This window comes from Curvibacter sp. PAE-UM (assembly GCF_001432305.1).
GTDB lineage: Bacteria > Pseudomonadota > Gammaproteobacteria > Burkholderiales > Burkholderiaceae_C > Hylemonella.
Window position 1 is genome coordinate 3137869 of the sequence record NZ_KQ483358.1, and the last position, 25475, is coordinate 3163343.

Consider the following 25475-nt stretch of genomic DNA (forward strand, 5'->3'; position numbering starts at 1 on the left):
GGTTTCAAACGCGCTCGCTGGATTTTTCTGCAATCAGGCCGGTGGGTTTCCAGGCCATGAAGATGATGACCGCCGCGAACGCGAACACGTCCTTGTAGGCACTCGGGATGTCGGGGATCAGGGCCGGCAGCAGGGCACTGCCCAGCACCTGCAGGGTGGCGAAGAGGAAGCCACCGATGATGGCGCCATACATATTGCCCAGCCCGCCCAGGATGGCGGCGGCGAAGCCGATCACGCCCAGCAGCAGGCCGACGTTGAAGTTGACCTCGTTGTAATACAGGCCGTTCATGACACCGGCCAGCGCAGCCAGGCCCGAGCCCAGCGCGAAGGTGAACAGCACCACCGCCTCGAAGTTGATGCCCATCAGGCGCGCCGTCTCGCCGTCCTGCGCCACGGCGCGGATCGCCATGCCCAGCTTGGTGCGCGTGATCAGGAAGTGCACGCCGGCAATGGCCGCCAGGCCGCAGGCCAGCAGGATCAGGTTGTCGATCCGCAGCGACATGCTGCCAAGCTCCAGCGAGGAGGTGGGCAACAGCGCCGGGAAGGGCTTGGGGTTGGAGCCGTCGGGGTAGAACAGGCGAACGGCCTCGCGGATCACCGTGCCCAGCATCAGCGTTGCCAGCAGGGTGTTGAGCGGTGGTGCCTTGTGCAGCGGCAGGATCAGGTACTTGGCGATGAGGGCGCCCAGCGCCCCGGTCACCCCGACCGCGAACAGCACCACGCAGATCAGCTGCAGCAGCGGCGAAGTGACGCCCACCAGCGTCAGCGCGATCGACGCCGTCAGGCCGGCGAAGGCGCCCACCATGAGCGTGTCGCCGTGGGAGAACTTGATGACGTCCAGCACCCCGAAGAACAGGGTGAAGCCGACGGCAACCATGGCATAGATCATGCCCAGCATCAAGCCGTTGAAGATGTATTGACCGATTTCGCTCATCGCCAGTTCCAGAACATGGAGAGACCAGCCGTCCGCGCACCGGGCGCGGACGGTCAGGCTTGTTTACAGACCAGCCAGCTTGCGCTTGCCCTTGCCGTAGCTGCTGTCTTCCCAGACCACCCAGGCGCCGTTCTCGACCACGTACTTGCTGATCAGCGGCACGATGTTCTGGCGGTGGTCGTCAAAGGTGACCTTGCCGATGATGGTGTCGGCGTCCTTGGTCTTGTTCAGAACTTCCAGCACCTTCTTGCGGTCCGGGCCCACCTTCTCGACCGCGTCCATGATCAGGTTCGCCGCGGCAAAGGCGAAGGGGCCATAGGCTTCGGCTGGCTCGCTGTATTTCTGCTGGGTGTACTTGCCCGTGAAGTACAGGCCACCCGGCAGCTTCTCCCAGGGCGCGCCTTCGATGAAGGACAGGCTGCCCTCGGCCAACTCCTTGCCGGCGCCGGTGATGTAGGCGTCTGACTTGATGCCGGAGGTGCCCTGCAGCTGGGCCTTGATGCCCAGCTTCTCCATCTGGGTGCGGATGCGCACGCCCAGCGGTGTCAGGCCGCCGAAGTAGATCACGTCGGGCTTGAGCTCGCGGATCTTGGTCAGCTCGGTGGTGAAGTCCTGCTGGTCGGCCGTCACACCGAAGGTACCCAGGATGGTGCCGCCGTTCTTCTTCAGGTAGTCGCTGAAGAACTTGTTGTGTCCCTTGCCGTAGTCGGTGGTGTCATGGATGATGGCCCACTTCTTGTAGCCCAGACCGGTCATGAACTTGGCAGCCACCTCGTTCTGGTTGATCATGGTGCCGTTGACGCGGTGCACTTCCTTGAAGTTGTTGGCGTAGGTCACGTCCGGCAGCACGGCGCCCCAGACGATGGCGGGCATGCCGAAACGGTTGTAGACGCTGACGGTCGCCATGGCCACAGCCGAGCAGTAGTGCGTCACGCCGGCGACGATGCTCTTGTCCGCCGCCACCTTGGTGGCCACCTGCACGCCCACATTGGGCTTGCACTCGTCGTCCTGGGTCACCAGCTGGTAGGTGTATTTGGCCTTGGGGTCCTCATTGCGCAGGCGCACCGCCAGGTCCGCCGAGTTGCGCCCGCCCAGCCCCATGTTCGACACCCCGCCGGTCAGCGGTGCGATGAAGGCGATCTTCACAACGTCCTTGGCCAGGGCGGGCACGGACAAGAGGGACAGCGCAGCGCCAGCCAGCAGGGCCGAGCCCGCACGTACGGTTTTCCTGGAGAGCATAGTCATATCCTTTCAATGGAATGGGTGGGGTGCCTAACAAAATCAAATCCTGCCAACCGAATTCGCGCTACTTGCACATAATTCAAGTGACTTGAATTTATTAAGCAACGTTTATGCCATACAAAACTACACCCTCCACAAGGGTAAACCCGCTCAACGGCGGTGCATATGCACCATGAGGAGGAGCAATGGCCATCGGGAGGGCGCGGTAGACAACTGCCTGCCCCCGGCCCCAAGTAAAAAGCCACCTTGCGGTGGCTTTTTACTTGGGGCTGACAAGCCGGCCTCAGGTGTTCCAGCTCAGGTTGTTGCAGGCCTCGCACTCGTCCTTCATCACGCCCATCTTCACCAGCAGGGAATGGACCTTGCAGCCCACGCAGAAACCCAGCACGGTCTCCATCCACATGAACCCCAGGCAGACCCAGACCAGCACCAGCGGGATCCACTTGGGCATGTAGTTGAACGTGGTGGGCAGCAGCTCGTGCATGGCCACCGCGTTGACCCAGCCGGCGAAGGTGTCCGGGTTGAAGAAGACCAGGCAGACCGCGATGAAACTCGCGCCGATGGACCAGGCGAAACGCTTGGGGGTCAGCGGCTTCCACACCGGGGCATGGTGACGCGCCAGCAGGCTGGCGATGTAGATGGTGGGCGAGAAACGCGCGGTGATGGCGAACATGCCCGCCAGCATCTCGAACAGCGCATAGAGCAGCACCCAGGTCTGGAGCGTGTAGTCGTAGGTACGGCGGATGGCTTCCACGTGGTAGAGGATGCGCTCATCGAAGTCCGTCTCGAAGGTGTCCTTGATGTAATTGCCGGTCACCACCCAGTTCGAGCCGAACACCGCGTCGTACAGCGTGAAGGCCATGAACAGGGGGATGGCCAGCATGATGCCGGCGCGGATGCGCACCGCGATGTCGTTGATGAACAGCGTGTCGGCGGCCGGGTCCTGGAACCACAGGCGGCGCAAGGTGGTGAAGAACGGCCCGTGGGCTTTTTTCAGTGGCATGGATGGACTCTCAGCAGATGAAGGTGAGGTGGGCCGCGACAGCCCGCGCGCACGGGCTCTGCATGGCTAGGGACTCACATAGTTAAGTGTGTGAGCATATAAGAAAGTTTCACTATCCCGCAAGCGAAATCCGGGGAATACACCCGGGAACTGGGGTTTACCCTCCCCCTCGCTGCGTGTAGAGATCAAATCGCTTCATGAAAGCGTGGCGCTCGGCTTCAGGCACACCGATGAAGACAAAACGCACAGCCAGGCGTGGCAGGCGCATCAGGGCGATCACCCGCGGGGGCTCCACGCGCCAGGCCAGCTCCAGCCGCCCAGCCCCCAGACTCACCTGCGCCTGCAAGCCGGTGACTTGATACGGATGCGTCCCCACCGCGCGCGGCAGCCACGCCAGCCACTCGGCCTCGGTGCAGGCCATGTCGCGCTCGAAGGTCTCGGGGTAGAAGGATTGCATCGCTGCTGCAGAGACCAGGCTTCGACGGGTTCAGCCCGAACGTGGATGCATCAACCGCCCGCAATCGGCGGCCAGATCGCCAGCACATCGCCTTCGACCAGCGCGCGCGTGGCCCGCTGATCGGGCGGGATGTACACGCCGTTGACCAGCACCAGGTGCACCAGCTTGTGCGGCAGGCCATAGGGTTCGATCACCTGCGTGATGGTGGCGCCGGGCGCCACGTCCACGGCGATCTGGTTGTCGCCGCGCGCCTGCGGCGGCAGGTAATCGGTCAGCGAGGCAAAGAGCTTGAAGGTGATCTTCATCACCGGGAATGATAGGCCGTCATGCGCGCCGACGCGCATCGTCCGCCCCGCTCCAGTGGCCCTGCGCCTGCGCGCAGGCGAGATACGCCGGCACCAGCTGCGTGGGGTCCTTGAGCAGTTCGTCCTTCCAGCCACCGAGCTTCACCTGGCCTTCGACCAGGCCGCGCATCACACCCACGTGTTCGGTCCAGCCCACGCTGTTGCAGCCCACCAGCACGTCGTCCTGGAACTGCAGGCTCAGGTGGCGCCAGGCCGGCGCATCGGTCAGCTCGGCGTGCTGGCCGCCGCTCACGCCCTGCCAGTTGCCGAAGCTCGTGGAAATCAGGCCCAGGGTGTCCAGCACGTTGATCTGCGTGACGCCGCGCAGCACGGCACGCTTGCCCGGCCTGTTCTGCAGCGCCATGTTCAGCGCCGCCACGCGCGCCTGCTCGGCCGCGTTGGGCTGGATGGCGCTCACCACCGTGGTGCCGCTGACCTTGTCAAAGGCCTCGGCGCAGTCACCCGCGGCATAGATGCCCGGCACGTTGCTCTGCATGTGCTCGTCGGTCAGCACACCCTGCAGGCACTTCACCCCCGTTTTTTCCAGGAAACCGATGGCGGGTTTCACGCCCGTGGCGCTGATGACCAGGTCCACATTGAGCGTCTTGCCGTTGGAGAGTTTCACGTCCAGCGTCTTGTCCTTGCCCTGTGTGATGGACTCCACCCTGGTGCCGGTAAACACCGCCACACCCTTGGCTTCCACCCACTGCTTGATCATCCCGCCAGCGGCCGGGCCCATCATGCGCGGCACCATGCGGTCGCCCATCTCCACCACGGTCAGCGCCACACCGCGTGCGGCCAGGGCTTCCAGGATGATGCAGCCAATGAAACCCGCGCCCATCTGCAGCACGCGCGCACCCTTGGCCGCACGCGCCTGGATGGCGCGCGCGTCGGCCAGCGTCCAGCAACTCTCCACGCCGGGCAGGTCCATGCCCGGGATGGGCGCGCTCACCGGGTTGGAGCCGGTGGCGATCAGCAGCGTATCGAAAGCCAGGGACTGCCCGTTGTCCAGCGTGACCTGCTTCGCCTTCGTATCCAGCTGGATGGCCTTGGCCTGCACGGCCTCGATGCGCAAATCGCTGTAATGGCGCGCACCCTTGCGCAGCAAGGTGCCTTCCTCGCCGATGTTGCCCATCAGCAGGTAGGGGATGGCCATGCGCGAGTACGGCGCCTCGCGCTCGTCCCCCACCAGGGTGATGCGGTCGTCCGGCGCCTGCCGGCGCAGGGTCTCGGCCGCGATCACGCCGGCCGGGCCGGCGCCCAGGATCACATGATGCATATGGTTCTCCAGAGGATCTGCCCCTCACCCTACCCTCTCCCCAAAGGGGCGAGGGTGGTTTCTCATTACAGCCCCAGGCGCTTTTTGGTCGCGGGCGTGGGCCGGCCTTCGGTGTCCCAGCCGCGCACCTCGTAGTACTTGGGCAGCATCTTGGCCAGCTCGCTGACCTTGCCCTTGGCCGGGCCGGTCTTGGCCGGTTCGGTCAGCAGGCGCTTCGGGAGCGAGTCGTCCGCCTTGGTCAGGCCGGCGCGGTTGTTGAACTCGCGCTCCATGTTCCAGATGCGCTCGCCGATCTTCTCCAGCTCCTCGGTCGTGTACTGCTCGCCTATCGCACCCTGCAGCTGCGGCGCCAGGTCGGCCAGGCCCCAGGCAAAGGTGGTGAAGATGCACAGGCCCGACGAGTCGAAAGCCGCGGTCGCGTCCTGGAAGGCCTTCACCAGCTCGGGCTTGCCCTCATGCTGCAGCGGATCGGTCTTGACCGGAATGCCCAGCACCTCGGAGGCAATCGTGTAACCCCGCAGGTGGCAGCCACCGCGGTTGCTGGTGGCGTAGGCCAGGCCGATGCCCTGGATGCCGCGACCGTCGTAGGCCGGGAACTCCTGGCCCTTGGAGGTCATGGAGAGCTCGGGGTGGCCGTACTTGGCCGTCAGGCGCTTGCTGCCCTGGCCGATCTCCTTGCCGAAACCGCGGCCGTGCACCGTCTCGTCCACCAGGAAGGCCAGCGCCTTGGCCGAGCCGAAGGGCGCCTCGATGCCGATCTGTTCCTTGGTGAGCACGCCTTTTTCATACAGCTCCATCACCGCGCCCACGGTGGCGCCGAAGCTGATGGGGTCGATGCCTTCCTCGTTGCAGATCATGGTGGCGTACTGCAGGCACTCCAGATCGTTCACGCCATTGGCCGCGCCCAGCGCCCAGGCCGCTTCGTACTCCAGGCCGCCGGAGGCGCCCCAGTACTGCGGCTTGTTGGCCACCGTGAAGTGGCCCTCGTCCATCTTGCTGATGCGCCCGCAGGCGATGGTGCAGCCGAAGCAGGCCTGGTTGGTCACCAGTTGCTTCTTGCCGTCGGTCTTGCGCGGCGTGGCCATGGCTTCCGCCGAGATGTCCTTGGCGCCTTCGAACTGCACGTCCTGGTGGTTGCGCGTGGGCAGCGCACCCACCTCGTTGATCACGTTCATCAGCACCTGGGTGCCGTAGGCCGGCAGGCCCTGGCCGGTGACGGCGTTGTCCTTGAGGATCTGCTTCTTCTCCTTCACGGCCTTCATGAAGGCCTTCGGGTCGCGGATGTTGCCCACGCCCTTGGTGCCGCGCACGGCAATCGCCTTCAGGTTCTTGCTGCCCATCACCGTGCCCACGCCCGAGCGGCCGGCCGCGCGGTGCAGGTCGTTGACCACGGCGGCGAACAGCACGCCGTTCTCGCCCGCCTTGCCGATGCTGGAGACGCGCAGCAACGGGTCCTGCAGGCTCTTTTTCAGTGCCTCTTCGGTCTTCCAGACGCTCTGGCCCCAGAGGTGGCCGGCGTCACGCAGCTCGGCCACGTCGTCGTTCACGTAGAGGTATACGGGCTTCGGGCTCTTGCCTTCGAAGATCACCATGTCCCAGCCGGCCATCTTGAACTCGGCGCCCCAGTAACCACCCGAGTTCGAGCAGGCGATGGCGCCCGTCAGCGGGCTCTTGGTGATGACGGTGTAGCGCCCGCCGGTGGAGGCCATGGTGCCGGTCAGCGGGCCGGTGGCCCAGATGATCTTGTTGCCCGGCGACAGCGGGTCGACCTTGGCGTCCACCTCTTCCACCAGGTATTTGGAGCCCAGGCCGCGCGAGCCCAGGTAGGCGTGCGCCCAGTCCATGTTCAGCGGCTCCGACTTCACGGTGCCCTTCGTCAGATCGACGCGGAGAATTTTTCCTGCCCAAGACATGATGTTTCTCCTTAAGTCGCAGAGGGTTGGTTGCCGAGCTTGTTGGCCCACTGTTCCATCTTGCCCAGGCCGGTCCAGTTGGCGTCGATGAAGGTGATGGCCCCGGTCGGGCAGGCGTCGGCGCAGGCCGGCTCGCCGCCGCACAGGTCGCATTTCTGCACCTTGCCGGTCTCCGCCACGTAGTTGATGGTGCCGAAGGGGCAGGCGATGGTGCAGACCTTGCAGCCCACACAGGTGGAATCGTTCACCACCTTGGCGCCGGTCTCCTTGTTGACCGAGATCGCCTCCACCGGGCAGGCGTGCAGGCACCAGGCCTCGTCGCACTGGGTGCAGGTGTAGGGCACTTTCTTGCCGGTGTGGTGGAAGTCGAATACCTTGATCCGCGACTTGGCGGTGGCGAAGGTGCCGTAGTTCTCGAAAGAACAGGCCATTTCGCACTGCAGACAGCCGGTGCACTTGTCTGCGTTGATGTGCAACACCTTTTGCATGGAGGTCTCCTGGGGGGGTCGTGCCGCGGCACTTTGCCTATGAATGGTTATGCATAGGCATTCTTGAATCGCAGCCCCCAGGAGGGACTAGGGAGAACCCTAGTCGGCTATGGCGTCAGCGAGCTTTATTCTCAAAATGCAACACCGCCCCAGGAATGCCAAAGACTGGCATGATGCGCGTCAAGCACGATCCGCCGCCGCATACCGCCATGCATGCCACGCCCACTCCCCAACCCGTTTCCCGCCTCGCGCGCATCGCGCAGGCTCGCCAGCTCGCCATGCTGGAAGCCGCGCCCATGGCCGGCGGCCTGATCGAACCCTGGATCGCGCAGAGCTGGCAGCGCTGCCTGGCCCGCGGCCTGCGCCCGCAGGAGCGCGTGAACTTCGAGGCCGTCTCGGCCGCCGTCATGCGCCAGGCCTCGGAGGCCAACCACAAGCTGATGCAGGCCGCGCGCCCCATCCTCAAGCAGCTCGGCGGCGCCCTGGCCGAAACACGCTACTTCGCCATCCTCACCAACCATGAAGGCGTGGTGATCGACACCGACGGCCCCATCGACCGCAGCGACCGCCGTGCCGCCCTCATCACCCGCGTGGGCGTGAACCTCTCGGAAAACAGCGTGGGCACCACCGCCATCGGCGCCGCGCTGCGCGAGCTGCAGCCGGTCTGGCTGCACCGCGGTGAACATTTCTTCCAGGACACCTCGATCTACAGCTGCGCCGGCTCTCCCCTGTTCGGCCCCGATGGCCGCTGCGTGGGCATGCTCGACCTCACCGGCATCGAAGCCGCCGAGCGCCCCGAGTTGCGCCACCTGGCCACGCACGCCGCGCGCCGCATCGAAAACGCCCTGATGCTGCAGCGCCCGCATCGCCTGCTGCTGCGCATGAACTGGCCTGGCATGCCGCTGGGCGACGACGCCGACGGCCTGCTGGCCCTGGACGCCGACGGCCAGGTGTGCGCCAGCAACCGCGCAGCGCGCCAGCTGCTGCCGCTGCTGGCCGGCGGCCAGCACAGCGATCTGCACAGCCGCGACCTCTTCGCCCTGCCCTGGGAAATGCTGTTCGACGCCGCGCGCCAGGGCCAGCCGGTGGAAGTGCCGCTGTGGTCCGGCCTGCGCCTGCAGGCACGTGCCGAACTGGTGGGCCGAGCTGCCGGCCCCGTCATGATGCCGCGCACGGCCAGCGCCACGGCCACCACCCTGCCCCTGCGCGACGTGGAGACCGGCCTGATCCGCAAAGCCGTGGAAGAAGCCCGCGGCAACGTGGCCCAGGCCGCGCGCAACCTGGGCATCAGCCGCGCCACCGTCTACCGCAAGCTCGGCACGGCCAAGCGGGACTGAACCCTGCGGCGGCCGCCGTGTCGCCCTCCCGGAACCCACCCCATGAGCTTCTTCAAGCGGCTTTTGCGCCAGCCGGCCCCCATACGGGTACCACTGGCAGCGACCGATGGGCCGCACGCGCCTTTCAATCCCCTGGCCGAGCGCGCCCTGATCGCCGAAACCCTGCTGGCCAGTGCGGCACGGCTGATGACCGTGCGTCGCGAACTGGAGCTGGTGCGCGGCGTCTGCGAAGCCATGTGCGGCGCCAGCCAGCACATCCGCCTGGCCTGGACCTGGTTCGGCGACGAAAAGACCAACGTCATCCGCCCGCAGGCCTACGCCGGTGTGGCCAGCGACTATGCCGCCAACACCACCATCGAGCGCAATGTCCTGACGGAGCAGGGCCCGGCCTATCGCACCCTGGGCGGCAAGACCCCGGAACAGTTCCGCATCTCCAGCCGCTCCCCCTACGGCCCCTGGCGCCAGATGGCGAACGACCATGGCGTACGCAGCGTGATGGCGGTGCCGCTGAAGTCCAGCTTCACCAGCATGGGCGGGCTGTTCGTCATCTACGCCGACCACGAGCACTACTTCCGCGACGTGGGCGAAAGCCTCTTTACCGCGCTGGGCGAGTTGTTTTCTTCGGTCCTGACCTCCCTGGCCGAACGCACGGCGCTGGAAGAGGCCGTGTACCACGATGCGCTGACCGGCGTGCTGAACCGGCACGCCCTGCCCATCATCGAGCGCCGCCTGTTGCGCCGGTCGACGACCGACCCATCGTCCTTCCTGCTGATGGTCGACGTCGATCACTTCAAGACCGTCAACGACACCCTGGGCCATGCCGTGGGCGACCAGGTGCTGCGCAACATCGCCATGACGCTGCGCAACATGCTGCGCCCCGACGACAGCGTGTTGCGATGGGGCGGTGAGGAGTTTCTGATCTGCCTGCCCAACACCCGGCATGACGATGCCCTGCTGGTGGCCGAGAAATTGCGCCGGGCCGTAACCGAGCTCGCCGGGCCGGCCCCGGTCACCGCCTCGATCGGCGTGGCCGAAGTTCTGGCCAGCCACGATCTGGCCGCCTCCATCGACAAGGCCGACCAGGCCATGCTGCAAGCCAAGGTGACCGGCCGCAACCGCATCGTCTACCGGGCCTGAGCCCGGCCGCTGCGTCGCCGCGCCAGGCCGCGGTTGACAAGACCGGGCTTCGGTGCCACAACCGCACATCGACGGACGTGCGCAGCGCACGGGCACCCCTGGCCACACGTCACTCTCGAGGAGGTGAATCATGTTCCCCGAATACGGCTATTACATGGGCGGCATGCACGGCTTCTGGTGGTTCATCTGGCTGGTGCTGATCGTGGTGCTGTGGTTCACGGTGCTGAGCCCCGAGAAACGCGCCCGGCGCCGGGACCGGGACACACCACACGAGATCCTGCGCCGGCGACTGGCCAGCGGCGAGATCACGCCGGAAGCCTATGAACAGGCCAAGGCCCTGCTCGACCGCGACCAGCCTGAGAACTGACAGCGCCATGCCGCCACTGCGATGAACAGCCAGCACGATCGCGCGCATCACCATCCCCCGGCCACCGCGCCGGCCGTGACGGTGGCGCCCCCGGCCGCAGGCACTCTCTACACCTGCCCCATGCACCCGGAGATCCGGCAGGACCATCCGGGCACCTGCCCCAAGTGCGGCATGACCCTCGAACCCGTGATGCCCACGCTGGAGGAAGACGACAACCCCGAACTGCGCGATTTCCAGCGCCGCTTCTGGTGGACGCTCCCCCTCACCGTGGTGGTCACCCTGCTGGCCATGGCCGGGCACACGCTGGCCCTCTTCAGCGCCGCCACCCAGACCTGGGTGGAGTTCGCCCTGTCGCTGCCCATCGTGCTGTGGGCGGGCTGGCCCTTCTTCGTGCGCGGCTGGCAGTCGGTGGTGAACCGCAGCCCGAACATGTGGACGCTCATCAGCCTGGGCACCGGCTCCGCCTTCGTCTACAGCGTGCTGGCCACCGTCGCGCCGCAGAGCTTCCCGGACACCTTTGTCTCCATGGGCCGTGTGGGCGTCTATTTCGAGGCCGCGGCCGTCATCATCTCGCTCACCCTGCTGGGCCAGGTGCTCGAACTCAAGGCGCGCTCGCAGACCTCGGCCGCCATCAAGTCCCTGCTCGGCCTGGCGCCCAAGACGGCCCGGCGCATCCGCAGCGACGGCACGGAAGAAGACGTGCCGCTGGCGCACGTGCACGTCGGCGACCTGCTGCGCATCCGCCCCGGCGAGAAGGTGCCGGTCGACGGCACCGTGACCGAAGGCAGCAGCGCGGTGGACGAATCCATGCTCACCGGCGAGCCGCTGCCCGTCACCAAGCGCGCCGGCGACAAGGTCATCGGCGCCACCATGAACACCAGCGGCGCGCTGGTCATGCGTTCGGAGCGCGTGGGCTCGGCCACCATGCTGGCGCAGATCGTGCAGATGGTGGCCCAGGCGCAGCGCTCCCGCGCGCCCATGCAGCGTCTGGCCGACGTCGTGGCCGGTTATTTCGTACTGGTCGTCGTCGCCATCGCCGTGCTGACCCTGCTGGCCTGGGGCCTGTGGGGGCCCGAGCCACGCTGGGTCTACGGCATGATCAATGCGGTGGCGGTGCTCATCATCGCCTGCCCCTGCGCGCTGGGCCTGGCCACACCCATGTCCATCATGGTCGCCACCGGCCGGGGCGCCACGCACGGCGTGCTGTTCCGCGATGCGGCCGCCATCGAGAAGTTCTGCCAGATCGACACCCTGATCATCGACAAGACCGGCACCCTGACCGAAGGCCGCCCCGCCTTCGAGCGGACCATCGCCGCCCCCGGCTTCACCGACGACGAGGTGCTGCGCCTGGCCGCCAGCCTGGACCAGGGCAGCGAACACCCGCTGGCCGCCGCCATCGTGCAGGCCGCGCGCACGCGTGGCCTGGCGCTGGACACCCCCGAACAGTTCGAATCCAGCTCGGGCATCGGCGTGCGCGGCGCGGTGGGCAGGCGTTCACTTGTCCTGGGCAACACGGCCCTGATGCAACAGGCCGGCGTCGCGGTGGAGGTATTGACCGCACAAGCCGAAAGCCTGCGCACCGAAGGCGCCAGCGTGATGTACCTCGCAGTGGACGGCCAGCTCGCCGGCCTGCTGGCGGTGTCCGACCCCATCAAGCCCAGCACCCCCGAAGCCCTGGCCACGCTCAAGGCGGCGGGCCTGCGCATTGTCATGGCCACCGGCGACGGGCTCACCACGGCACGGGCCGTGGGCACGCGGCTGGGCATCGACGAAGTGCACGGTGAAGTCAAGCCGGCCGACAAGCTGGCCCTGGTCGACCGGCTTCAGCGCGAAGGCCGTGTGGTGGCCATGGCGGGCGACGGCATCAACGATGCCCCCGCCCTGGCCCAGGCCGACGTGGGCGTGGCCATGGGCACCGGCACCGACGTGGCCATGAACAGCGCGCAGGTCACGCTGATCAAGGGCGATCTGCGCGGCATCGCGGTGGCGCGTCTGCTGTCGGTCGACACCGTGCGCAACATGAAGCAGAACCTGATGTTCGCGTTTCTCTACAACGCGCTGGGCATCCCGGTCGCGGCGGGCCTGCTGTACCCGTTCACCGGCTGGCTACTCTCACCCATGGTGGCCGCCCTGGCCATGAGCCTGAGCTCCGCCTCGGTCATCGGCAATGCCCTGCGCCTGAGCCGTCGTTAGGCAGCCAAGCCGTCAGACCAGCCCTTCAGCCTTCATCGCCGCCTGCACGCCCGGGCGCGCGGCCACGCGGGCCATGTAGGCCACCAGGTTGGGCAGGCCGCTGATGTCGATGGCCACGCGTTTGGTCCAGTTCGTCACCGTGAACAGGTAGGCGTCAGCCACGCTGAAGTCCTGGCCCATCAGGTAGTCCTTGCCGGCCAGCTGCTCGTTCACGTATTTCAGGCGGCGCTCGATGTTGGCGCGGCAGAAATCCTTCCACTCCTGCGGCGCGGCCGGGTTGAACAGCGGACTGAAGGTCTTGTGCAGCTCGGTGCCAGTGAAGGTCAGCCAGCCCTGCAGGCGGTAACGCTCCACCGTGCCGTTGGCCGGGGCCAGTTTCTTGGCGGGCTGGCTGTCGGCCAGGTACTGCACGATGGCCGGACCTTCGGTCAGCACCTCGCCGGAATCCAGCTGCAGCGCCGGCACGTAACCCTTGGGATTGATCGTCAGATAGTCGGCGCCCGAGGCCGTCTTCTTGTCCTTGAGGTCCACCACCTCGGTGTCGTACTTCAGGCCCAGTTCTTCGAGCACGATGTGGGGGGAGAGGGAGCAGGCGCCGGGTTTGATGAAGAGTTTCATGGAGTAGGTCTCGCAAAGAATGAATGGCTCCCGCCCGTGACGAGGCAGGCCGCGCCAGTGTAGGCAAAGCGCGCCATCCTCGCTCGCGCTGGGTCTATCGGCCCCGCCCGCTCAATGCCCGTGCCGGTGATGGATGTCCGGATAGTGCGGATGCTTGTGGGTCAGCACCTCGTGCCGGTGCCAGTGCATGTGCGGCTCGGTGCCGTCCCAGGCGGCGTCGTGCTCATGCTGGTGGTGTTCGTCGTGCCCATGGGGGTGCGTGTGCTCCAGCGGCTCATGGGTGTGCTCATGCTCGTGCCGCTCGCTCAGGTGCAGCCAGACCCCCAGGCCCATGAATGCCGCGGCCAGCCAGAAGGCCGGTGTGGCACTCTCGCCCAGCAGGCCCAGCGCCACGGCGGCGCCGAGGAAGGGCGCGGTCGAGAAATACGCGCCGGTGCGCGCCGTGCCCAGGCCGCGCAGCGCCAGCACGAAGCAGACCAGGCTCAGGCCGTAGCCCAGCAGCCCCAGCAGCAGGCTCAGGCCCAGGGTCTCCACGGCCGGCAAGGTGGCGCCGAAAGCCAGGGCCAGCGTGGTGTTCACGCTGCCGGCCAGCAGGCCCTTGGTGCTGGCGATGAACAGCGCATCCGCAGCCGCCACCTTGCGCGTGAGGTTGTTGTCGATGGCCCAGCACAGGCAGGCCAGCGCAATCGCCAGCAGCCCCCAGCCGCTGGAGGCAGCGCCCTCGCCGCCGGGCCAGGACAGCACCACACCCCCCGCCACGATGGCCACCATGCCCAGCACCACGCGCCGGTCGGCGTTCTCGCGGAAGACCCACCAGGCGATCACGGCCGTCAGCACCGCTTCGAGATTGAGCAGCAGCGAGGCGGTCGAGCCGCTGACCTGGGTCAGCCCGAACATCAGGGCCACCGGCCCGAGCACACCGCCAAAGAGGATGGCGCCCAGCAGCCAGGGCCAGTCGCCCCGGGCCAGCCCCGAGGATTTCCAGCCGCGCTCGCGCAGCAGCCGCGCCAGCCCCAGCCCGATGCCGCTGCCCAGGTAGAGCAGGCCGGCCAGCAAAACCGGCGGCTGCTCGCCCACGAGCAGCTTGGCCACCGGCGTGCTGGCCCCGAACAGGGCCGCCGCCAGCAGGGCGTAGAAAACGCTGGATGTCATGGGGAGAGCGTATCGCAGAAGGCTTTCACTTGAGCGTATAGCGCACCGTGAGGGTCTTCCTGCCCGCACCGTTGATCACGGCCACGGCCTTGGCGCCCTTGGGCAGCTGGGCCCCGGCGGCCTCCAGCCGGTCGGCACCGGCCACCAGCGGGTAGTCGGTCTTCTCGCTGCCCTTGAGCACGGTGAGCTTGCCGCTCATGCCCGTCGGCGCCATGGGCTGGCCATGGTCTTCGACATAGATCGCCGCACCCTTGGCATCACTCACCAGTTCGAAAGTCAGGTCGCTGACCTCCCGCACCACACCGCCATGCCTGGGCTTGGCATCCCCATGCGCCCAGGCGGCACTAAAACCCAGGCTGGTCAAACCCAACAGAACCATCATCAGAAACTTCTTCATGGTCTTACTCTCCATCATCTGCGGCGCACTTCGTGAGGGGCGGCGCCAACAGCCCCATGAACGCCATCCTTCAATAGGCTTGCTTGCCTTCGCCTTCGACATCCCCCGCCAGCAGGCGCTGCAGCGGCTTCTCGCCCAGCAGCCAGAACAGCACGGGCGTGAGCAGCGTGTCCAGCAGCGTGGAGCTGACCAGCCCGCCGAAGATCACCACCGCCACCGGGTGCAATATTTCCTTGCCCGGCGCATCGGCCGCCAGCAGCAGCGGCGTCAGCGCGAAGGCTGCCACCAGCGCCGTCATGAGCACCGGCGTGAGCCTCTCCAGCGAACCGCGCACGATCATGGCCTGGCCGAAGGTCTCGCCCTCGAACTGGCACAGGTTGATGTAGTGGCTGATCTTCAGGATGCCGTTGCGTGTGGCAATGCCCGCCAGCGTGATGAAGCCCACCATCGATGCCACCGACAGGCTCACGCCCGCGATCCACATGGCGATCACCGAGCCGATCAGCGCCAGCGGGATGTTGGCCATCACGATGCCCGCCAGCACCGCCGAGCGGTAGCGCGAGTACAGCACCAGGAACATCATGGCCAGCGAGACCAGCGACAGCCCCAGGATCAGCCGCGTGGCCGCTTCCTGCGCCTGGAATTGCCCCTCCAGGCTGATGAAGGTGCCACTGGGCAGGGGCAGCTGCGCGATCACACCGCGGATGTCCTCGATCACATGCGCCATGTCGGTGCCGTCGGTGTTGGCGTAGACGATGATGCGGCGGCGCCCGTTCTCGCGCCCGATCTGGTTGGGGCCATCGCCCTCCTCCACCGTCGCGATGCTGCTCACCGGCAGGCGCCCGGCCGGCGTGTCGATCAGCGTGCGCGCCAGGTCCTGCGGGCTGCGCTGGGCATCGGGCAGGCGCAGCACCAGGTCATAACGACGCGCGCCGTCCACGATCTGCGCTGCGTGCGCGCCGTCGGTCAGCGCCTGCAGCGCGGCGATGGCCTCACCCGGCGCCAGCCCGGCCTGCGCAGCGCGCGCCTGGTCCAGCCGCACGGTGATCTGCGGAATCAGCACCTGCTTCTCCACCGTCAGGTCCACCAGGCCGTGGGCGTTCGAGAGGCCGGCACGCAGCTGCTCGGCCAGGCCGCGCAGCGTGTCGGTGTCGTCGCCATAGATCTTGATGGCGATCTGCGCCCGCACGCCTGACAGCAGGTGGTCCAGCCGGTGCGAAATGGGCTGGCCGATGGCCACCTGCGCGGGCAGCACGGCCAGGCGCTGGCGGATGTCGGCCATCACGGCCTCGCGGTCGCGCTCGCTGCGCTTCAGGTCCACGTCGATCTCGGCCGAATGCACACCCTCGGCGTGTTCGTCCAGTTCGGCGCGGCCGGTGCGTCGTCCCACCTGCGTCACTTCCGGCACCGCGGCAATCAGCGTCTCGGCCACCGCGCCCACGCGGTTGGCCTCGGCCAGCGAGGTCCCGGGGTTGAGCAACAGCGACAGCACCAGCGAACCCTCGTTGAAGGGCGGCAGGAAGGCACGCGCGAAGAAGGGTACGGAGGCCGCCGCCAGCAACACCGCCACCAAGGCGCCGGCAATCAGCGCGCGCGCATGGCTGAAGGACCAGTGCAGCAGCCGCGTGTCCTGGCGCTTGAGCCAGATGACCAGGGGCGAGTCGCCATGGTCCAGCCGTTTCATGCGCGGCAACAGGTAATAACTCAGCACCGGCGTGACCGTCATCGACACCAGCATCGAGGCCAGGATGGACACGATGTAGGCGATGCCCAGCGGCGTGAACAGCCGCCCTTCGATGCCCGGCAGCGCGAACAGCGGCACGAACACCAGTACCACGATGATGGTCGCGTAGACGATGCCCGAGCGCACTTCCACGCTGGCGCGGAGCACCACCTGGAACACGCTTTGCGGATGTTCGGCGGTGCGGTTCTGCTTGAGGCGCCGCACGATGTTCTCCACATCCACCACCGCGTCATCCACCAGTTCACCGATGGCAATCGCCAGGCCACCCAGCGTCATCACGTTGATCGACTGCCCCAGCCACTGGAACACCAGCGCCGTCACCGCCAGCGAGAGCGGAATCGCCACCAGCGAGATCAGCGTGGTACGCGCCGACAGCAGGAAGGCAAACAGCACGATGGCCACCATGATGGCGCCGTCACGCAGCGCCTCGCTCACGTTGCCGATGGACGCCTTGATGAAGTCCGCCTGGCGGAACAGCACACGCGGCTCGCTCAGGCCCGCCGGCAGGCCCTGCCTGAGTTCAGCCAGCGCGGCCTCGACGGCGGCGGTGAGCTTGACGGTGTCGGCGCTGGGCTGTTTCTGCACGCTCACCACCACGGCCGGGGCGCCGTTGTAGCCCGCATCGCCGCGCTTGAGCGCCGCGGAAAAACGCACCGTCGCCACCTGCTGCAACTGGATGGGGCGGCCGTTTTTCCAGGCCACGGCCACACCGGCCAGGTCTTCCACCCGGTGGGTGCGGCCTACGTGGCGGATCAGGTACTCCCGGCTGTTGAGGTCGATGAAACCACCGCCCGCGTTGGACGCAAAACCGCGCAGCGCCTGCTCCACCTGCGTCAGCGTCACGCCGAACTGCGCCATGCGCGCGGTGTCGGGTTCCACGCGCAGCTGGCGCACCTCACCGCCGATGGGGATGACCTGCGACACACCGGGGATGGACAGCAGCCGCGGGCGCAGCACGAAGTCCGCGTACTCGCGCGCCTGCATGGGCGCCTGCCCCTCGGCACCGGTCTTCAGCGGCAAGGCCACCAGCATGATCTCGCCCATGATGGACGAGACCGGCCCCATCACCGGCGTCACGCCCGCGGGCAGGCGCTCGCGCACCAGCGCCAGGCGCTCGGCCACCAGCTGGCGGTTGCGGTAGATGTCGGTGTCCCAGTCGAACTCGGCGTAGGCGATGGACAGGCCCACGCCCGAAGTGGAGCGCACGCGCGTCACACCCGGCATGCCGTTGAGCGCGATCTCGATCGGGAAGGTGACGAGCTGCTCCACCTCCTGCGGCGCCATGCCGCCGGCCTCGGTCAGCACCGTCACCACGGGTTTGTTGAGATCGGGGAACACGTCCACCGGCGTGCGCCAGGCGGTCATGGCCCCGTAGGCCATCAGCAGCGCCGCCAGGGCCAGCACGATCAGCCGGTTGTGCAGGCTGGAACGAACCATCCAGTTGAACATGGTTCGCCCCTTACCTGATCTGTGCAATCAGCGGCGCACCCTGCACCACCACGCGGTTGTCGGCGCCCAGGCCCTGGGTCACCACCACGGTCAACGCGTCCAGCGCCTGGTACTGCACCGGCTGCGGGAGGTAGCGCTCCGCGCTGGTCTTGATCCAGACGATGGGTTCGTTGGCCGGGTTGCGCACCACGGCCTGCGCCGGCAGCACGATGCCCTGCACGCGCTCCTTCAACTGCACGATCACCCGCACCGGCTGACCGATGGCCAGCGGCAAGGCCGCGCCCGGCTTGCCGGCCTGCACCGTGAAGGTCAGCGGCAGCAGGCCGTCGCGCAGGGCGCGCGCCGCCCCTTGCAGTTTCAGGCGTGTGCCCGGCACCTCGGCCAGCTGCGCGCCGGTGATGCGCGTGCCCAGCGTGGCGTCGGGCGTGCTGGCCTCCACCAGCATGCGCGCCGGGTCCACCACCTCGAACAGCACATCACGCGCCTGCACCACCTGCCCGGTCACCAGCGCCACGCTGGCGATCACACCCGACACGGGTGCCGTCAGCGCCTCGCGCTGGCCCAGGCTGGCGCCCACGCCGGCCTCGCGCTCGCGCAGGCCGGCCAGCTCAGCGCGCGCCGCGTCGATCTCCTTGCGCGGCACCGTTCCCTCCAGGCTCTCCAGCCGCTGCACGCGCTGCTCGGCGATCTGGCGTTGGGTCCGCAGTTCACTCAGCTGGCTCTGCTGGTTGGCCACGGCATAGGGCTCGGCCTGGTAACGCACATAGGCCAGCACCTCGCCGCGTTTCACCGCCTGCCCCGCCACCGGCAGGCCGCGCGGCCCGGGCTCGATGCGCCCGCCGTAGGCGGCCTGCACACGCCCGCTGCTGTTGGGGTCCATCACCACCCGCGCCGGCAGTTGCAGCGTGGCCGCCGCTTCGCTGGGGCTGGCCAGCACCGTGCGGATGGCCATGCGCCGCTGTGCCAGCTTCGGAATATTGACGCTGCCATCGGGCAGGCGCGCCAGGCCGCCGCCGCTCGCGCCCGAGGGCGCATCCAGGTGTTCACCATTCGGGCCATGCGCACCGGGGCCGGCCTGGGCCGTGCCCAGCGCGGCCACCAAGACCGCGGCCAAGAGGAAATCAGTGGTCTTCATGCGTGTCCTCCCAGATTCGGCAACAAGGCGGCACGCCGACGGCGCCACCACCATCCAGCTGCCAGGCTCGCCAGCAGCAGCAGCAGGGCCAGGCCCCACCAGGCCAGCGAAACGCCCGTGCCGTGGTCGTCGAGACCGGCAGCGCTGCCGGCGGCATGCACCAGCGTGCCGTCCAGCAGATCGCTCTCCTGCCCCTTGACGACGGTGAACACCAGCGCGTGCTCACCCGGCTGGCGCAGCAGCGCCAGCAGGCGCTCATCGTCCACGGCGTAGTCACCATGGTCGGCATGGAACTTCGCGACGGCCTTGAGGCCGCCGGATTCCACTTCCACCTGCGCTTCGAGCAGCGGCTCGTTGCTTTCGTAACGGTCGATCAGCAGCGACAGCTCGCTTGCGTACAAGTGGCCGACCAGCTCGAAGGTTTCGGAACTGGCTTCCACGCGCGGGGCGCCCCCCGCCGCCGCCGCCGTCGCAGGGGCGTCCAGATGTTCCCCCCCCGGGCCGTGGGCGCCGGGGCCCGCCAGCGCAGGCAATGCGGCCAGGGCCAGCGTCGCAGCGCCGGCCACCAGCACCCGGCGCATCCGCCCGGCCTGGTTTAAAAAGAAAAAGGCTTTCATGGCAACCATCCCAATGCTTGTTGATAACGGGCGCGCGCCAGTCCCAGCGCGGCTTGCTGTCGGGCCCAGGCGGCTTGGGCCTGGCTGGCGGCGCTGAGCGCGCGCAGCAGTTCGGGCAGGGCCAACTCGCCGGCCGCAAAGGCGCGGCGCAAGAGACCCGCACGCTCCTGCAGCAGCGCGGCGCGCTCGCCTTCGGCCTCCAGCCGCTCCTGCGCGCTGCGCAGCGCCAGGCGTGCCGCCGCCAGGCTGGCGCCCAGCTGCTCGCGCAGACGCTGTTCGCTGGTTTCAGCCACCTCCAGCTCGCCCCGTGCCGCCGCCTCCAGCGGCAAATTGCGGTCCTGCGTGCCGAAGGGCAGGCGCAGCTTCACGCCCACGCTGTCCTGCGTGCTGGCGCCCCCGCCCTGCTCCTGGCGATAACTCACCGCCACCTCGGGCGCCTCGCGCCGCGAGTGCTGCACCAGCTCCAGCTGGCTGCGGCTCCAGGCCAGGCGGTGCACGGCCAGCGCCAGTTCCGGATGCGTTTCGTCCAGCGTCGCCGTCTCGGGGGCCGGTGGTTCGGCGGGCGCCGGGTCCAGCGCCTGGCCCGTCAGCACCTGCCAGCGCGCACGGCCCTCGGCCAGCCGCTGCTGGGCCTCGGTGCGCTGCGCACTGGCGGCCAGCAGTTCGGCACGCGCGATCATGGCGTCGGCGCGCGCCAGATCGCCCACACGCACACGGCGCTCCACATCGGTCTCCAGCTCTTGCAGGGTCTTCGCTTCAGCCTCGGCCTGCTGCAGCCCGGCCTGGAGCAGTTGCAGACCCCAGGCCTGCTCTCGCAGTTCGCCGGCCAGGCGCAGCCTGAGCACACGCGCCTGAGCCTGCGCCAGTTGTCCCTGCGCGTCGGCCGCGTTCTGGCGCGCCGTCTGCTGGCCCGGTAACCACAGCGGCCAGGACAGGCCCGCCTCGGATTCGCGCCGGCCGCTGGCCTCGCGGCCCACGTCGCCGCGGTGGCCCAGCTCGACCGCCGGCGATCGCGCCCACAGACTGCCGGCGGCGCTGCGCGCAGCCTCGGCGCCGCGCTGCTGCGCGCCGGCTTCGCGCGCCTGCACCGAGCGCAACCAAGCCGCCTCGGTGGCGGCCTTCAATGAAATGCGTGTCTCGTCCGCTGCCGCAGACGCTTGCGCCCAGGCCGCGGGCACAGCCGCAAGCAAGCCGCAGACGAGAACACACTGTCGTATGGAATGAAACACGGAAACCCCCGATGTGATCTGCAAGACCCCGGCGCTGCCCCGCAGAACAGGACAACACCAGGACCCAGGCCGGGGCCGCACCCGCAGGGGGCGCGCACCCGGAAAAAGATCAGCTCAGGAGTCGGGGGGGACGGCGCAAGCCGTCGAGATAGGGCGGCGGCGGCAGATGAGAAGCCGCCTGCGCCACCTGCTGCGGGGCCGGCTCCAGCGCAGTCACTGCGGGCACGGCGATCAGGCCCAGATGGTGCATGCTGCAATCGGCCATCACGTGCTGGATGGAATCGTGCGAATCGTCGGCATGGATGTTGCCGTCGTCATCGTGGTGGTGGCCTTCCGCCTGCCAGTGCAGGGCCAGGTGGGCCAGATCACCGTCCTGCGCCAGCACGGCCTGGGTCAGGCCGGCCGCCAGGGCGGTTTGCCACAAACTCAGACAGATCAGCAGGAAGGCGATGAAGCGTCGCATAGCGTTGCCATCTTAGCAGCCCGCCTTTTCCCCGCCGCGCCTCAGGCTTTGCGCAGGAAATCCTCGATCTCGGCCAGCGGCAGCGGGCGGCTGAAGAGATAGCCCTGGTAGGCGTGGCAGCCCAGCTGGGCCAGGCACTCGCGCTGCGCCTCGGTCTCCACCCCTTCGGCAATGACGGCCAGGCCCAGGCTGTCGGCCAGCACCACCACCATGCGGGCAATGGCCGCATCGTTGGGGTCCACCAGGATGTCGCGCACGAAACCCTGGTCGATCTTCAGCTGGTCCAGCGGCAGGCGCTTCAGATAGGCGAGCGATGAATAACCCGTGCCGAAGTCGTCCAGCGAGAAACCCACGCCCTGCGCCTTCAGCGCGCTCATCTTGGCGATGGTGGTCTCCACATCGCTCACCAGCAGGCTCTCGGTGAGTTCCAGCTTGAGCCGTTTCGGGTCGGCCCCCGTGCGGTGCAGGATGGCCAGCACCTGCTCCACGAAGTCGGCCTGGCGCAGCTGGCTGGCCGACAGGTTCACCGACATCACAAGCTGCGCGGTCTCGGGCCGCCCGGCCCAGCGCGCCAGCTGCGAACAAGCCGTCTCCAGCACCCACAGGCCCAGCGGCAGGATCAGGCCGGTCTCTTCGGCCAGGGCGATGAATTCACCCGGCGACACGATGCCGCGCTGCGGATGCAGCCAGCGCACCAGCGCCTCCACGCCCACCACCTGATCGCGTCCCACGACCTGCGGCTGGTAATACAGCACGAACTGCTGCGCGCGCACCGCCTCGCGCAGGCGCTCCTCCTGCGCCGCGTGCTCGGCCACCAGGGCCTGCATCTTCGGGTCGAAGAAATGCAGGGTGTTGCGGCCGTGCGCCTTGGACTGGTACATGGCCAGGTCGGCCTGCTTGAGCAGCTCCTCGATGGACGTCTGGTGCCCGATGAACAGGGCCACGCCGATGCTGGGCGTGCTGCGGTTCTCGTGCCCGTCGAGTACATAGGGCAGCCGCAGCGCAGCCAGGATCTTCTCGCCCACGTGTTCGGCCTGCGTGGCCGCTTCCTCGGAACTTTCGCTCAGGCCTTCGAGCATCACCACGAACTCGTCGCCGCCCAGGCGCGCCACGGTGTCACCCTCGCGCACACAGCTCACCAGCCTTTGCGCCACCTGCTGCAGGAGCTGGTCGCCCTTGTCGTGCCCCAGCGTGTCGTTCAGGGTCTTGAAGTGGTCCAGGTCGATGAACATCAACGCGCCATGGCGCTGGCTGCGCACGCTGGAAGCCTGCGCATGCTGCAGGCGGTCCATCAGCAGGCGCCGGTTGGGCAGCATCGTCAGCGGGTCGAAAAAGGCCAGGCGGGTGATCTCCTCTTCCGCCGCCTTGCGCTCGGTGATGTCCGACTCGCTGGTCACCAGGTGGGTGATGGCGCCGTCGTCCCCGTGCACGGCGGTGATGGTCAGCCAGCGGGGATAGGTCTCGCCGTTCTTGCGCCGGCCCAGCACCTCGCCCTGCCACTTGCCCTCGCGCATGACGGTCTGCCAGCGCTCCTCGTAGAAACCGGGCGGCTCTTTCCCGTCCGCCCTCAGCATCTTGGGCGTCTGGCCAATCAGCTCTTCGGTCGTGTAACCCGTGATCTCCGTCATGGCCCGGTTGGCCCGCAGGATGCGGTAGTTGGCATCGGTCACCATCATGCCGTCCTGCGCCTCGAAGGCCGTGGCGGCAATGCGCAGCTCTTCCACATTGCCCTTGAGCATCTCCACGTGGCGCTGCTGCGCCTCGACCATGGTGTTGAAGCCTTGCGCCACCGCGGCGATCTCGCGCGGGCCGCTCACCGCCGCCCGCACTTCGAGGTCTCCCTTTTCAACGGCCTGCGCCGCCTTGACCAGTGCAGCCACCGGCTCGGCCATGAGCCGCGCGATGTCCAGGGCCAGCATGGCCAACAGCCCCAGCACGATGAACGCGATCATCAGTGCGCCCATGGCGCGTTGGTCGGCGGCGGCATACACCCCCTCCTCCGGCACCCCCACGTAGGCGATCCAGCCGGTCTGCGGCATGGTCAGCACCGTGAAATACCGCCGCACACCGTCGCTGGAGTCCGCCACGAATTCGCCGTCGCGCACCTGGACCATCAGGCGCGTGGCCTCGGAACCAGGCTGCCGGCCCACCATCGCCTCGGGGTCACTGTTGCGCCAGACCAGGGTGCCGTCGGCGCTGACAAAACCGTAGCGGCTGCCGGGCGGCAGGTAATCAACGGGAATATGCGGGTCAAAGGTGGACAGGTTCAGCGGCAGCTGCACGGAACCCACCAGCTCCTGCCGCTGGTTCCAGATCGGCGCGCTCAGCACCACCACCCACTTGCCGGTGATCGGCCCACGGTAGGGCAGGCTGGCGGAAAAGCGCGGGTCCCTCAGCACGGCCTGGAACCAGTCCGTCTGGGCAAAGCGGATCTGCCGGCCGTCGCGGGGCGGCACCGCCGCGCACACCATCAGCCCGTCGCGGTTGGCATAGGAGATATTGGTGTAGCCCGGGCTCAGCTGGTGCACGCCTTGCAGCGCCGAGTCGCAGTTGCGGGGGTCCACCCTTTGCACCAGCGGGCGGCTGGCCAGGCGCTCCAGCATCACGCGCGCATCGGAGATCTTGCCGCCCGTGTTGCTGACCATGGTCTGCGCGAGCGTGCGCAGCGAGGTCTTGGTGCTGTCGATCGTCTGCTGCCGGTCGTAGTAGATGCTCAGCCCGACCACCGTCACAAACGGAACGGACACCGCCAGCACCAGCAGCAAAAGCAGGGTTTGGATCGATGGCGTGCGCACAGAATTGGTTCTTTGCCCCGCATACCCAGCGCGGTGGCAATCAATATATCAGGCAACACCCGTTTTCACTGTCTCCCCGCGAACGTCTCCAATTGACGGGTTTCGCCTCAGGCGAGCAGCGCCCGGTGTTTCTGCAGCGCCTCGGTCATGTCTGCCTCGCTTGTTCAGCGACGCACCCGGGGAATGGGCGCGCACTCAATCCAGCTTGATCTTGTAGCCCAGCTCCCACACCGCGTCACCCTCGCGGCCCAGCGGCAGCTTGCCTGTTGCATAGGTGAGCTTCCAGCCCGAGTCCAGGCTCAGGGCCGCGGCGGAATAGCGGTACTGGTCCAGCCCGGCGGCCTGGATCGCATCGGGCGGGCCCAGTTCCTTGAAGTAGCGCCAGCTCCATTCGAACTTCACCTGCCTGCCCTGCAACACACCCACCGGGCTGGTCATGTCGAGCTCGACGTTGGCGCGGTTGTAATCCGGCGTTTCACCCAGGATCGCGGCGCGGTCCTTGTCCTTGCCGGGTTTGACGCGCTCCAGCGCCAGCCGCACTTTGGGAAAGGCATCGGCCGAGGGGGAAAAACCCATGGGGTGGCCGCTCAGCCCGCGCAGCAGGCGGAAGGGCCAGTCGAGCGGGTTGGCCTGGTTGGCAAAGGAAGCCGGGGCCGGGCGATAGAGGGTGGTGAGGTGCGCGCCGAAAGTCTCGTTGCGCTTCTCGAACTTCTGGTCGGACTCCAGCGAAGTCACCAGGCCGGCGATGAGGGCCAGCGCATCACCCGCCCTGGAACGCTGCGCCTCCTCTTCGCAGGCCTGCACCGTGTCCGGGTTGGTCGGGTCGCACTTCGAGCCCGGGCCACCCTGCGTGACCGCACTGGAGCGCTGGTAGACGTAGTTGAGCTCCAGGCCCGTCTTCAGGAAATCACTGGGGTTGATGTTCCGGTTGAAAGCCACGTTGCCTTCGGCCTTGAAGTCCAGGTCACCCACCCGGTAGGCGTCTTTGGCCAGGTCCGTGGTCGTGATGTTCTTCCGGATCTTGTAGGAAAAGCCCATGCCCCCGCCCGTGCTGCCGGCACTGGGTTCGAAATACTTGGGCGTGATCACGAAGCCCTTGTCTTCGCCGGCCAGGCCGTCCGCCCCACGGGCCGGGAGACTGAGGATGGAAAAGAGAGCGACAAGCGCAAGCATCAGTTTCAT

The 25475-nt window shown here is 67.5% G+C and carries 22 protein-coding genes; 4 read left to right on the forward strand and 18 right to left on the reverse strand.

Annotated elements, in window-relative coordinates:
• Positions 1 to 4: 4 nt before the first annotated feature.
• From AO057_RS15035 to AO057_RS15070, 8 genes are all read right to left on the reverse strand, one after another.
• On the reverse strand, positions 5 to 934 hold the full coding sequence (locus AO057_RS15035; protein WP_057676716.1) for a branched-chain amino acid ABC transporter permease: 930 nt from the start codon (positions 932 to 934) through the stop codon (positions 5 to 7).
• Positions 935 to 997: 63 nt separating this feature from the next.
• The gene (locus AO057_RS15040) at positions 998 to 2173 is read right to left on the reverse strand and encodes a branched-chain amino acid ABC transporter substrate-binding protein (protein ID WP_057676717.1); all 1176 of its coding nucleotides are present in this window, start codon (positions 2171 to 2173) and stop codon (positions 998 to 1000) included.
• Between the two features lie 286 nt (positions 2174 to 2459).
• Positions 2460 to 3179 carry a DUF4395 domain-containing protein gene (locus AO057_RS15045; RefSeq protein WP_057676718.1) on the reverse strand — a complete coding sequence of 240 codons (720 nt, stop codon included), beginning with the start codon at positions 3177 to 3179 and terminating at the stop codon, positions 2460 to 2462.
• A 157-nt stretch (positions 3180 to 3336) separates the two neighbouring features.
• On the reverse strand, positions 3337 to 3636 hold the full coding sequence (locus AO057_RS15050; protein WP_057676719.1) for a hypothetical protein: 300 nt from the start codon (positions 3634 to 3636) through the stop codon (positions 3337 to 3339).
• Positions 3637 to 3686: 50 nt separating this feature from the next.
• Complete coding sequence (locus AO057_RS15055; protein WP_057677321.1) at positions 3687 to 3941, reverse strand: sulfur carrier protein ThiS; 255 nt, start codon at positions 3939 to 3941, stop codon at positions 3687 to 3689.
• Positions 3942 to 3960: 19 nt separating this feature from the next.
• Complete coding sequence (locus AO057_RS15060; RefSeq protein ID WP_057676720.1) at positions 3961 to 5259, reverse strand: NAD(P)/FAD-dependent oxidoreductase; 1299 nt, start codon at positions 5257 to 5259, stop codon at positions 3961 to 3963.
• A 65-nt stretch (positions 5260 to 5324) separates the two neighbouring features.
• Positions 5325 to 7172 carry an aldehyde ferredoxin oxidoreductase family protein gene (locus tag AO057_RS15065; RefSeq protein ID WP_057676721.1) on the reverse strand — a complete coding sequence of 616 codons (1848 nt, stop codon included), beginning with the start codon at positions 7170 to 7172 and terminating at the stop codon, positions 5325 to 5327.
• An 11-nt stretch (positions 7173 to 7183) separates the two neighbouring features.
• Positions 7184 to 7660: a 4Fe-4S dicluster domain-containing protein gene (locus tag AO057_RS15070; protein ID WP_057676722.1), complete on the reverse strand. Its 477-nt coding sequence runs from the start codon at positions 7658 to 7660 to the stop codon at positions 7184 to 7186.
• Positions 7661 to 7830: 170 nt separating this feature from the next.
• On the opposite strand from AO057_RS15070, the gene AO057_RS15075 reads away from it, so the two are divergent.
• The 4 genes from AO057_RS15075 (at position 7831) to AO057_RS15090 (ending at position 12694) form a co-directional block, all read left to right on the forward strand.
• The gene (locus AO057_RS15075; RefSeq protein WP_371258277.1) at positions 7831 to 8997 is read left to right on the forward strand and encodes a sigma-54-dependent Fis family transcriptional regulator; all 1167 of its coding nucleotides are present in this window, start codon (positions 7831 to 7833) and stop codon (positions 8995 to 8997) included.
• Positions 8998 to 9039: 42 nt separating this feature from the next.
• Positions 9040 to 10134 carry a GGDEF domain-containing protein gene (locus AO057_RS15080; RefSeq protein ID WP_057676723.1) on the forward strand — a complete coding sequence of 365 codons (1095 nt, stop codon included), beginning with the start codon at positions 9040 to 9042 and terminating at the stop codon, positions 10132 to 10134.
• 130 nt (positions 10135 to 10264) lie between these two features.
• Positions 10265 to 10501 (forward strand): SHOCT domain-containing protein, encoded by a 237-nt coding sequence (locus tag AO057_RS15085; protein ID WP_240480792.1) that lies wholly within the window; start codon positions 10265 to 10267, stop codon positions 10499 to 10501.
• 120 nt (positions 10502 to 10621) lie between these two features.
• Positions 10622 to 12694, forward strand: a complete 2073-nt coding sequence (locus AO057_RS15090) for a copper-transporting P-type ATPase (RefSeq protein WP_205630071.1) — start codon at positions 10622 to 10624, stop codon at positions 12692 to 12694.
• Between the two features lie 12 nt (positions 12695 to 12706).
• On the opposite strand, the gene gstA is transcribed toward AO057_RS15090, so the two are convergent.
• The 10 genes from gstA to AO057_RS15140 all read right to left on the reverse strand — a co-directional run bounded on the left by gstA (position 12707) and on the right by AO057_RS15140 (position 25475).
• Entirely contained in the window at positions 12707 to 13312 is a 606-nt protein-coding gene (gene gstA / locus AO057_RS15095) for a glutathione transferase GstA (RefSeq protein WP_057676724.1), read from the reverse strand.
• Between the two features lie 111 nt (positions 13313 to 13423).
• The gene (locus AO057_RS15100) at positions 13424 to 14464 is read right to left on the reverse strand and encodes a DMT family transporter (protein WP_057676725.1); all 1041 of its coding nucleotides are present in this window, start codon (positions 14462 to 14464) and stop codon (positions 13424 to 13426) included.
• Positions 14465 to 14489: 25 nt separating this feature from the next.
• Complete coding sequence (locus tag AO057_RS15105; RefSeq protein ID WP_057676726.1) at positions 14490 to 14861, reverse strand: hypothetical protein; 372 nt, start codon at positions 14859 to 14861, stop codon at positions 14490 to 14492.
• A gap of 70 nt (positions 14862 to 14931) precedes the next feature.
• A complete protein-coding gene (locus AO057_RS15110; RefSeq protein ID WP_057676727.1) occupies positions 14932 to 18054 on the reverse strand; it encodes an efflux RND transporter permease subunit in 3123 nt (1040 codons plus the stop codon).
• A gap of 10 nt (positions 18055 to 18064) precedes the next feature.
• Entirely contained in the window at positions 18065 to 19189 is a 1125-nt protein-coding gene (locus AO057_RS15115; RefSeq protein ID WP_057676728.1) for an efflux RND transporter periplasmic adaptor subunit, read from the reverse strand.
• Positions 19186 to 19806: a hypothetical protein gene (locus tag AO057_RS15120; RefSeq protein ID WP_371258278.1), complete on the reverse strand. Its 621-nt coding sequence runs from the start codon at positions 19804 to 19806 to the stop codon at positions 19186 to 19188. The genes AO057_RS15115 and AO057_RS15120 overlap by 4 nt, the downstream gene beginning before the upstream one ends.
• A complete protein-coding gene (locus AO057_RS15125) occupies positions 19803 to 20930 on the reverse strand; it encodes a TolC family protein (protein ID WP_240480793.1) in 1128 nt (375 codons plus the stop codon). The genes AO057_RS15120 and AO057_RS15125 overlap by 4 nt, the downstream gene beginning before the upstream one ends.
• Before the next feature lie 214 nt (positions 20931 to 21144).
• Positions 21145 to 21498 carry a hypothetical protein gene (locus AO057_RS15130; protein WP_057676731.1) on the reverse strand — a complete coding sequence of 118 codons (354 nt, stop codon included), beginning with the start codon at positions 21496 to 21498 and terminating at the stop codon, positions 21145 to 21147.
• A 41-nt stretch (positions 21499 to 21539) separates the two neighbouring features.
• Positions 21540 to 24293 carry a bifunctional diguanylate cyclase/phosphodiesterase gene (locus AO057_RS15135; RefSeq protein ID WP_082605581.1) on the reverse strand — a complete coding sequence of 918 codons (2754 nt, stop codon included), beginning with the start codon at positions 24291 to 24293 and terminating at the stop codon, positions 21540 to 21542.
• 195 nt (positions 24294 to 24488) lie between these two features.
• Positions 24489 to 25475 carry a hypothetical protein gene (locus AO057_RS15140; RefSeq protein WP_057676733.1) on the reverse strand — a complete coding sequence of 329 codons (987 nt, stop codon included), beginning with the start codon at positions 25473 to 25475 and terminating at the stop codon, positions 24489 to 24491.

What these genes read in the sequence shown, in the direction of transcription:
- AO057_RS15070 (WP_057676722.1), bottom strand. Translation starts at nt 7,660, where the DNA reads ATGCAAAAGGTGTTGCACATCAACGCAGACAAGTGCACCGGCTGTCTG.
- AO057_RS15040 (WP_057676717.1), bottom strand. Translation starts at nt 2,173, where the DNA reads ATGCTCTCCAGGAAAACCGTACGTGCGGGCTCGGCCCTGCTGGCTGGC.
- AO057_RS15045 (WP_057676718.1), bottom strand. Translation starts at nt 3,179, where the DNA reads ATGCCACTGAAAAAAGCCCACGGGCCGTTCTTCACCACCTTGCGCCGC.
- AO057_RS15090 (WP_205630071.1), top strand. Translation starts at nt 10,622, where the DNA reads ATGCACCCGGAGATCCGGCAGGACCATCCGGGCACCTGCCCCAAGTGC.
- AO057_RS15140 (WP_057676733.1), bottom strand. Translation starts at nt 25,475, where the DNA reads ATGAAACTGATGCTTGCGCTTGTCGCTCTCTTTTCCATCCTCAGTCTC.
- AO057_RS15075 (WP_371258277.1), top strand. Translation starts at nt 7,831, where the DNA reads ATGATGCGCGTCAAGCACGATCCGCCGCCGCATACCGCCATGCATGCC.
- AO057_RS15085 (WP_240480792.1), top strand. Translation starts at nt 10,265, where the DNA reads ATGTTCCCCGAATACGGCTATTACATGGGCGGCATGCACGGCTTCTGG.
- AO057_RS15065 (WP_057676721.1), bottom strand. Translation starts at nt 7,172, where the DNA reads ATGTCTTGGGCAGGAAAAATTCTCCGCGTCGATCTGACGAAGGGCACC.
- AO057_RS15060 (WP_057676720.1), bottom strand. Translation starts at nt 5,259, where the DNA reads ATGCATCATGTGATCCTGGGCGCCGGCCCGGCCGGCGTGATCGCGGCC.
- AO057_RS15050 (WP_057676719.1), bottom strand. Translation starts at nt 3,636, where the DNA reads ATGCAATCCTTCTACCCCGAGACCTTCGAGCGCGACATGGCCTGCACC.
- AO057_RS15055 (WP_057677321.1), bottom strand. Translation starts at nt 3,941, where the DNA reads ATGAAGATCACCTTCAAGCTCTTTGCCTCGCTGACCGATTACCTGCCG.
- AO057_RS15130 (WP_057676731.1), bottom strand. Translation starts at nt 21,498, where the DNA reads ATGCGACGCTTCATCGCCTTCCTGCTGATCTGTCTGAGTTTGTGGCAA.
- AO057_RS15110 (WP_057676727.1), bottom strand. Translation starts at nt 18,054, where the DNA reads ATGTTCAACTGGATGGTTCGTTCCAGCCTGCACAACCGGCTGATCGTG.
- AO057_RS15100 (WP_057676725.1), bottom strand. Translation starts at nt 14,464, where the DNA reads ATGACATCCAGCGTTTTCTACGCCCTGCTGGCGGCGGCCCTGTTCGGG.
- gstA (WP_057676724.1), bottom strand. Translation starts at nt 13,312, where the DNA reads ATGAAACTCTTCATCAAACCCGGCGCCTGCTCCCTCTCCCCCCACATC.
- AO057_RS15115 (WP_057676728.1), bottom strand. Translation starts at nt 19,189, where the DNA reads ATGAAGACCACTGATTTCCTCTTGGCCGCGGTCTTGGTGGCCGCGCTG.
- AO057_RS15120 (WP_371258278.1), bottom strand. Translation starts at nt 19,806, where the DNA reads ATGAAAGCCTTTTTCTTTTTAAACCAGGCCGGGCGGATGCGCCGGGTG.
- AO057_RS15105 (WP_057676726.1), bottom strand. Translation starts at nt 14,861, where the DNA reads ATGAAGAAGTTTCTGATGATGGTTCTGTTGGGTTTGACCAGCCTGGGT.
- AO057_RS15035 (WP_057676716.1), bottom strand. Translation starts at nt 934, where the DNA reads ATGAGCGAAATCGGTCAATACATCTTCAACGGCTTGATGCTGGGCATG.
- AO057_RS15080 (WP_057676723.1), top strand. Translation starts at nt 9,040, where the DNA reads ATGAGCTTCTTCAAGCGGCTTTTGCGCCAGCCGGCCCCCATACGGGTA.